Genomic DNA, 6,535 nt, shown 5'->3' on the forward strand with positions numbered 1-6,535 from the left:
CATCCTATGAAAACCGGAATAATTAAACGCAGTTTTCGCATTATTTTTTTGCTGGCGCTGACAGCCTCATTATCCGGTTGCATGTACTGGATTCGGGCTTACCAAGTCTACCTGCAAATGGATGAATTTGACCGCCACTTTTCCGTAGAGACCACCGATGAATTTACCTTACACTTCAAAGATCCCATTCTTTACAGCCAGGACTTTGTTTCCCTGTCCAAACTGTATGCCAGCCAGGATGATCCTACGCCGGAAGGGAGACGCTGGCGATACTGGTTTCGTAAGGTTGACGGCAACAACAACCTGATCAAGCCGGAAATAAAGTTTTACTCGGATTTGAGCTTCAATAAAGAAAACCGATTGATTGCCTGGTCGTTTTCTTCGCTGTTTTTAGCCATTGCCCCGCCCAAGTTTTTAGAGGTTTCTTTACGTTCTATCGGCGGCGCCGAAATCGATAAAGAAAAGCAGCAACTTAAAGCCAACTCCGCATTGTTGGAAAAAATATCCGACGATTTGCCCAGAAAACCGGCCGTTCTGGCGCAGTTGGGCGCCCCTTTTGAAATTAAAGATGAAGGGGAACAGGAGGTGTATATTTACCGTTTTCTGCTGGAAACTCATCGCATAGAAGAAGGTTATGAGGATCGCGCCTTAAACGAAGTCAAAATCACCTTTGACAAGAAAACGCAGGAGTTGATTAGGATGGCGGGACGCTTTGCCGGACTTAAGGTTTCCATTAATTATCGTAAATTTCTGGACGAGGCGCCGGCTGTCGCAAAAAATAATCCCGAGTAACAAAATCATCGATGAGCCCCCGGATTGGGCGGATTTTAAATCAGCATTTATTATGCCTAATCCGCTTCGTCTATAAGCGCCCAGTTTTGGCATCCGCGATCCATTTTTATAAATTACATCCCCTTGGGCAATAAAAAAGGCCTAGGCAGTTACTGCCTAGGCCTTTGTTTGATGCCGTCCAAACCGGTTGGACCGACACAATAATTAGCTGTTATTTACAGCTTGTCAGCATTTTTATCCAGGTATTCCGCTACACCGTCAGGATTTGCATTCATACCGGAATCGCCTTTACGCCATCCGGCCGGGCATACTTCACCATGTTCTTCGTGGAATTGTAACGCGTCGATCATGCGCAGCAATTCATCCATGTTACGGCCTAAAGGCAGATCGTTAACAACCTGATGACGAACCAGACCGGCGCGATCGATCAGGAATGTGCCGCGGTAAGCCACGCCGCCACCGGCTTCAACATCATAATCTTTACAAATAGAATGGGATATGTCGGCAGCCATTGTGTAACGAACAGGGCCGATACCACCTTTATTAACAGGTGTGTTGCGCCATGCGTTATGAGTGAAATGAGAGTCGATAGAGACGGCGATCACTTCAACATTACGGCTTTTGAATTCATCGATACGGTGATCCAAAGCGATCAACTCGCTTGGACAAACAAAAGTGAAATCTAACGGATAGAAAAACACTACCGCATACTTGCCGCTAGTAGCCTCAGAAAAGCTAAATGAATCAACTATTTGACCATCGCCCAAAACGGCAGGAACTGTAAAATCAGGTGCTTGTTTACCGACTAATACGCTCATTGATTATCTCCAATAAATAGTGAAAAAAACAAAAGACTGTTAACTTGATGTTAGCCACTGAAGCAGTGGATTGATGAAATTGTACATCAGTTTAGTAGGAAATTGTCGAATTGTTATGATTTTTAGCTTGCTTTAATTTCAATTTTAGCCATAATTTGTCATCAATAGCTTACAATAATGTCGGGCATTAACTCTCGCCAGAGTTTTTTGAAGCTTGTCGCCCTAACCTGGCTGTTAAATTCATTTTGGTTAATTCATTTAATGGAATTCTATCATGGCAAAAAATAAACATATTACCGAACCCGATGTGTTTGGTTTTCAAGTACGCATCGTAAGACGCGGCAAGGAGAGCAGCCGTTATTTTTCACATAAACTGTGGGGTAACAAAGGCAAATCGCTGAAAGCCGCAATAACTTGGCGCGACCAGATGCTGACCGTATTAAAAGGCAGCAAGACACGTTTTCTTAAACCACCGAAAAACAAGACCACCACCGGTGTCACAGGCGTGTCCAGAACCGTCAAGTATGATCATCGTAAAGACAAAAGCTACCTTTGCTATACCGTTTTTTGGGTCAGTAACGGCAAATCCAGGAATAAAACCTTCCAGGTCGGCAATGTCGATAAAGTAACGGCGGACGATGAATTGCATGCATTCCGCACCGCCAAGCTGTTTAGAAGCTGCTATGAATATTCAATTGATAATGACCTTGAATTTTATGACGGCAAATTTGCAGGCTGGAAAAAAACACGTCTGTATGATGACGAGAATTTGAACGCAGTAGCGATGGCATAAGCGAAGATTCCGCGTTAGACGCCGGGCGGGCAGTTGGCCTGCTAAACAACCGGCTCTCATGAACCGCTAAAGTTCGATGCGAATGCCCAATTCAATGACGCGATCAACCGGAATTTTGAAAAATTCTATCGCGCTTGAGGCATTGTGGAATAAAAACCTGAATAAAGGCCTGCGCCATTGAGGCATCGAACTTTTTCTCCTAAAAGAGAGCCGTTCGCTACCGATGAAAAACGATGTCAGCTTGAAATCGATATTTAATCCTTCCTGAGCGCATTGTTCTAAGGCTTGCCTGACATCCGGGCTTTGCTGGAAGCCATAATAAAGCTTGACCCGGTAAAAATTGCCCTCCTTGCCAAAGGAGCGAATCTTGATCCGATGCGCCACATCAACGTATGGCTCGTCCTTAGTCACTATGGTTAATACGACGATTTGTTCGTGCAGCACATGGTTATGCTCAAAATTATGCAGAAATACCTGCGGTACGCCATGTAAACTTTTAGTCAGGTAAATCGCTGAGCCTTTAACGGTTACCGGCCGATGACTGGCTATCCTGTCTTCCAACTCCTCAAACAACATCCGTCTCTCATCGATATACTCCGCCAGCAATGCCCGGCCTTTAATCCATGTGGTCATCATCAAAAACAACACACACCCGATAACCAAAGGCAGCCAGCCGCCGGTCGGTATTTTTAGACTGTTGGATGACAGAAACAAAAAATCTACGGTTAAAAACGTTGTCAAAAAGGTAACGCCGGCCGATTTTTTCCATTGCCACAGCTCTTGAATGACGATGAACACCAACACCGTATCGACAATCATGGTGCCGGTAACGGCAATACCGTAAGCGGAAGCGAGCGCCGAGGAAGATTTAAAACTCAACACCACAACAAATACCGAAACCATCAATAACCAGTTGATCGCGGGAATATACACTTGCCCTACTTCCCGGCCCGAAGTATGCGAAATATTCATGCGTGGGCAGTAACCAAGCTGTATGGCTTGTCTGGTGACCGAGAATGCGCCCGATATGACTGCTTGAGAGGCAATAACAGAGGCCATTGTCGCCAAAATCAATAGCGGATACCTCGACCAGGTCGGCGCAAGCAAATAGAATGGATTTTTCACCGCCTCAGGGTGCTCAAGCAGCAGCGCGCCTTGTCCAAAATAGTTAAGCAACAAAGCGGGGAAAACAAAACCGAACCAGGCGTAACGGATGGGCTTCAATCCAAAATGCCCCATATCGGCGTAAAGCGCTTCAGCGCCGGTGACGGCCAACACCACAGCCCCCATAATTAAAAAGCCGTGCCACCCCAATTCGATCAATAAATGAATCGCGTAATAGGGATTAACCGCGACCAACACGCCCGGAGCGTGACCGATATTAACCACACCAAGACCGCCCAATGTCGCAAACCAAAGACACATGATCGGTGAAAACAGCTTTCCAACCGTTCCGGTTCCTTTAGCCTGCAATATAAAAAGCGCGAAGAGCACTGCGATGGTGACGGGCAATACATAATGACTTAAAGAGGGCGCAACAATTTGCAAGCCTTCGACTGCGCTTAATACTGAAATTGCGGGAGTAATAATGCCGTCGCCGTAAAACAATGCGGCACCGAGCAAACCAATGGTGATGATAAATCGTGTCTTTTGCGGATTATCATTAGCGCTTTGCAGTGCAAAAGTCATTAGCGCCATGATGCCGCCCTCCCCTTTATTGTTAACACGCATAATAAAAGTCGCGTATTTGATCGCAACAATCAAGGTCAATGCCCAGAAAACCAGCGACAGAACGCCTAATACATGGGGTTTATCAATAGGCAAATGGCTGCCGAAGATTTCCTTAACAGCATATAAAGGACTGGTGCCAATATCGCCAAATACAACGCCGATTGCGCTTAGCGCTAAAACCGTTACTTGCTTTCTGGACTGGCTCTGTGAGCTGATCGACATAGTAAGAATATGGATTGGGAAAAAAATTAACGGGCCGGCATTCTGTTTTGAACATAGCGCATACCCTGTAAATTGCAGAAAAAGAACCGTGGACGTCGCCCCGTACCGCCGCCGACAAAAAACGCAAACGGGAGGCAAAAGTATAACTTTTATCGGCGGGCATAACCATCACATCCGCCGATGCTCACTTTCATCGCGTTCAGCATCGATTGATCAAAGCCTAATGGAATTCGACATAATTGCCGCGCGCCGTATTCATCGCTTGAACCAAAGCTGAAATTCCGGCTAGTCGAGAATTATATAGGGGTATTAGCAAACCACGAAGAATACCGCTTTTGCGGAACGTTTCTTCGTGGTCTTGTCTGCGAAGAAATTGACTACTGCTGCTCGGTCACGAACGCTATTTTGGCGATCCCCGCGTGCTGCACCGTCGCCATGACTTCGGCAACCTTGGAATAAACAACATCCTGATCGGCATATAAATGCAAGCCGATCTCGGGGTTTTGCACGAGCTCGTTCTTCAACGCCGTTTCCAATGCGGCCAGGTCGGCCATCGGCAGTTTATTCAGCGTTATCGCCCCCTGCGCATCAATGCCGAGCTGTAGCGGCTGATCTTTGGTATCCGCCGTGGTCTCGGCGGTTTTCGGCAACTTGACATGCACCGATTGCGTCAGCATAGGCGCGGTCACCAGCAAAATAATGACCAGCACCAACATCACATCGACCAGCGGCGTGACGTTAATCTCGCTCATCGCTCCTTCATCTTCCGATTGGGGTTTAAAGGCCATGATGTCTATTCCTTATCTTTGCCGTCTGCGCCGAAGACGATATGCAGAAAGCTGGCGACGAAGTTTTCCAAGCCGGCGCGGTGCTGTTTGACCCGGCGCAGGAAGAAGTTGTAGGCCAATACGGCCGGTACCGCGACGGCGATACCGATTGCGGTGGCGACCAGGGCGTCGCCGATCGGACCCGCCACGACATCGAGGCTGGTCGATCCGCTGGCGGTAATTTCATGCATCGCATGCATGATGCCCAATACGGTGCCGAACAGGCCGACGAACGGCGCGGTGCTGCCGATGCTGGCGAGCATGGTCAGGCCGCTTTCCATCCGGTGTTGCTCCTGCTGCATTTGCTCAAGCATGGCCTGTTCCAGCAAGTCGGCCGGAGCGCCGCAGTATTTTAGATGCTTGCCGTCGGATAAGCGGCTTTCATTGAGCCAGGCGAAGCCCTTTTGCGCGATCCGGGCCTGCGGGCCGATGGCGACGGCATCCGAAGACACGGTTTCGGCTTGCGCCAAATCGGCTGCATCCCAGAACGCGGCGTGAAAACGCCGGTTGCGATAGCTGTTATTGGCAAACTCCCAAATTTTAAAAAGTATCACCGTCCAGGTCGCCACCGAGAAGATCAGCAGTGTGTACAAAGTGCCGTCGATGATGACTTCCGGCGAAATATGAGTGGGCATTAATGTCTCCTTTTTTATTTATTAATTGGGGTTAAGCGCTGTCCACGAAAGACGCGAAAACGGGAGTTCAAGCTTCGCTTGCCAGACAGGCGAAGCCCGCACTCCAATTTCGCACTGTCCATTGGGCAGTACATGTAAGTAAGCAAATGTTTTTTAACCCAATGAAAAAACATGTGTCTTCTTATTTACCATGAAGAACACGAAGATCATGAAGAAGAAAAATAACTTCACGTCCTTCATGCTCTTCATGGTTACGTTAAAAGACTTTTGAACGTCTACTTATTAGTTATTCAAAACAAAGTTAATGGGTACGATAACCGAACTGGCCACCGGCGTGTCGCCCCGCTTGGCTGGAATGAATTTCCATTTTTCGACCGCTTCGATGGCGGCCTCGTCAAGTACGTCGTGACCGCTGCTGGTTTGCACGGTGATTTCCTCGCTATCGCCTTCGGCGGAGACCTTGACCAACAGACGCACGGTACCCTCCCAGCCCCGGCTGGTAGCGATACGCGGGTACTTAGGCTTTGGGTTGGAGCCGTAGTTGGCGTTGAAATTCGCTTCGGTAAACGGCGCTGCGGCTGCGGCCGGCTTGCTGGGAGCGGCGCTTGCCGCTACCGGCGGCGCACTGGATGGCGCGGGCAGCGTTGACTCGGACATCGGCAACGGTTTCGGCAGCTCCGCCTGTTTGCGGACGACCGGTTCTTTTTTCTTGACCGG

General features: G+C 48.3%; 7 protein-coding genes. 2 read left to right on the plus strand and 5 right to left on the minus strand.

Annotated features, from left to right (window positions below; all coding sequences use genetic code 11):
• Positions 1-6 precede the first annotated feature (6 nt).
• Entirely contained in the window at positions 7-792 is a 786-nt protein-coding gene (locus tag V3O24_RS10190; RefSeq protein ID WP_331307159.1) for a hypothetical protein, read from the plus strand.
• Positions 793-1,007: 215 nt separating this feature from the next.
• On the opposite strand, the gene V3O24_RS10195 is transcribed toward V3O24_RS10190, so the two are convergent.
• Positions 1,008-1,610, minus strand: coding sequence for a peroxiredoxin C (locus V3O24_RS10195; protein ID WP_104425474.1), 603 nt, complete (start codon positions 1,608-1,610; stop codon positions 1,008-1,010).
• 274 nt (positions 1,611-1,884) lie between these two features.
• Here V3O24_RS10195 and V3O24_RS10200 point away from each other — a divergent pair, with 274 nt between their 5' ends.
• On the plus strand, positions 1,885-2,403 hold the full coding sequence (locus V3O24_RS10200; protein WP_104425475.1) for a hypothetical protein: 519 nt from the start codon (positions 1,885-1,887) through the stop codon (positions 2,401-2,403).
• Positions 2,404-2,469: 66 nt separating this feature from the next.
• Here the strand turns inward: V3O24_RS10200 and V3O24_RS10205 are convergent, their stop codons facing one another.
• From V3O24_RS10205 to V3O24_RS10220, 4 genes are all read right to left on the minus strand, one after another.
• The gene (locus V3O24_RS10205) at positions 2,470-4,356 is read right to left on the minus strand and encodes a potassium transporter Kup (RefSeq protein ID WP_331307160.1); all 1,887 of its coding nucleotides are present in this window, start codon (positions 4,354-4,356) and stop codon (positions 2,470-2,472) included.
• A gap of 377 nt (positions 4,357-4,733) precedes the next feature.
• Positions 4,734-5,144, minus strand: a complete 411-nt coding sequence (locus V3O24_RS10210; protein ID WP_104425477.1) for a biopolymer transporter ExbD — start codon at positions 5,142-5,144, stop codon at positions 4,734-4,736.
• 5 nt (positions 5,145-5,149) lie between these two features.
• The gene (locus tag V3O24_RS10215) at positions 5,150-5,818 is read right to left on the minus strand and encodes a MotA/TolQ/ExbB proton channel family protein (protein WP_104425478.1); all 669 of its coding nucleotides are present in this window, start codon (positions 5,816-5,818) and stop codon (positions 5,150-5,152) included.
• Positions 5,819-6,100: 282 nt separating this feature from the next.
• Positions 6,101-6,535 (minus strand): energy transducer TonB (locus V3O24_RS10220; RefSeq protein WP_331307161.1); only part of this gene is annotated, 435 nt, incomplete at its 5' end.

The organism is Methylobacter sp. Wu8, from assembly GCF_036440755.1.
Lineage (GTDB): Bacteria > Pseudomonadota > Gammaproteobacteria > Methylococcales > Methylomonadaceae > Methylobacter_A > Methylobacter_A tundripaludum_A.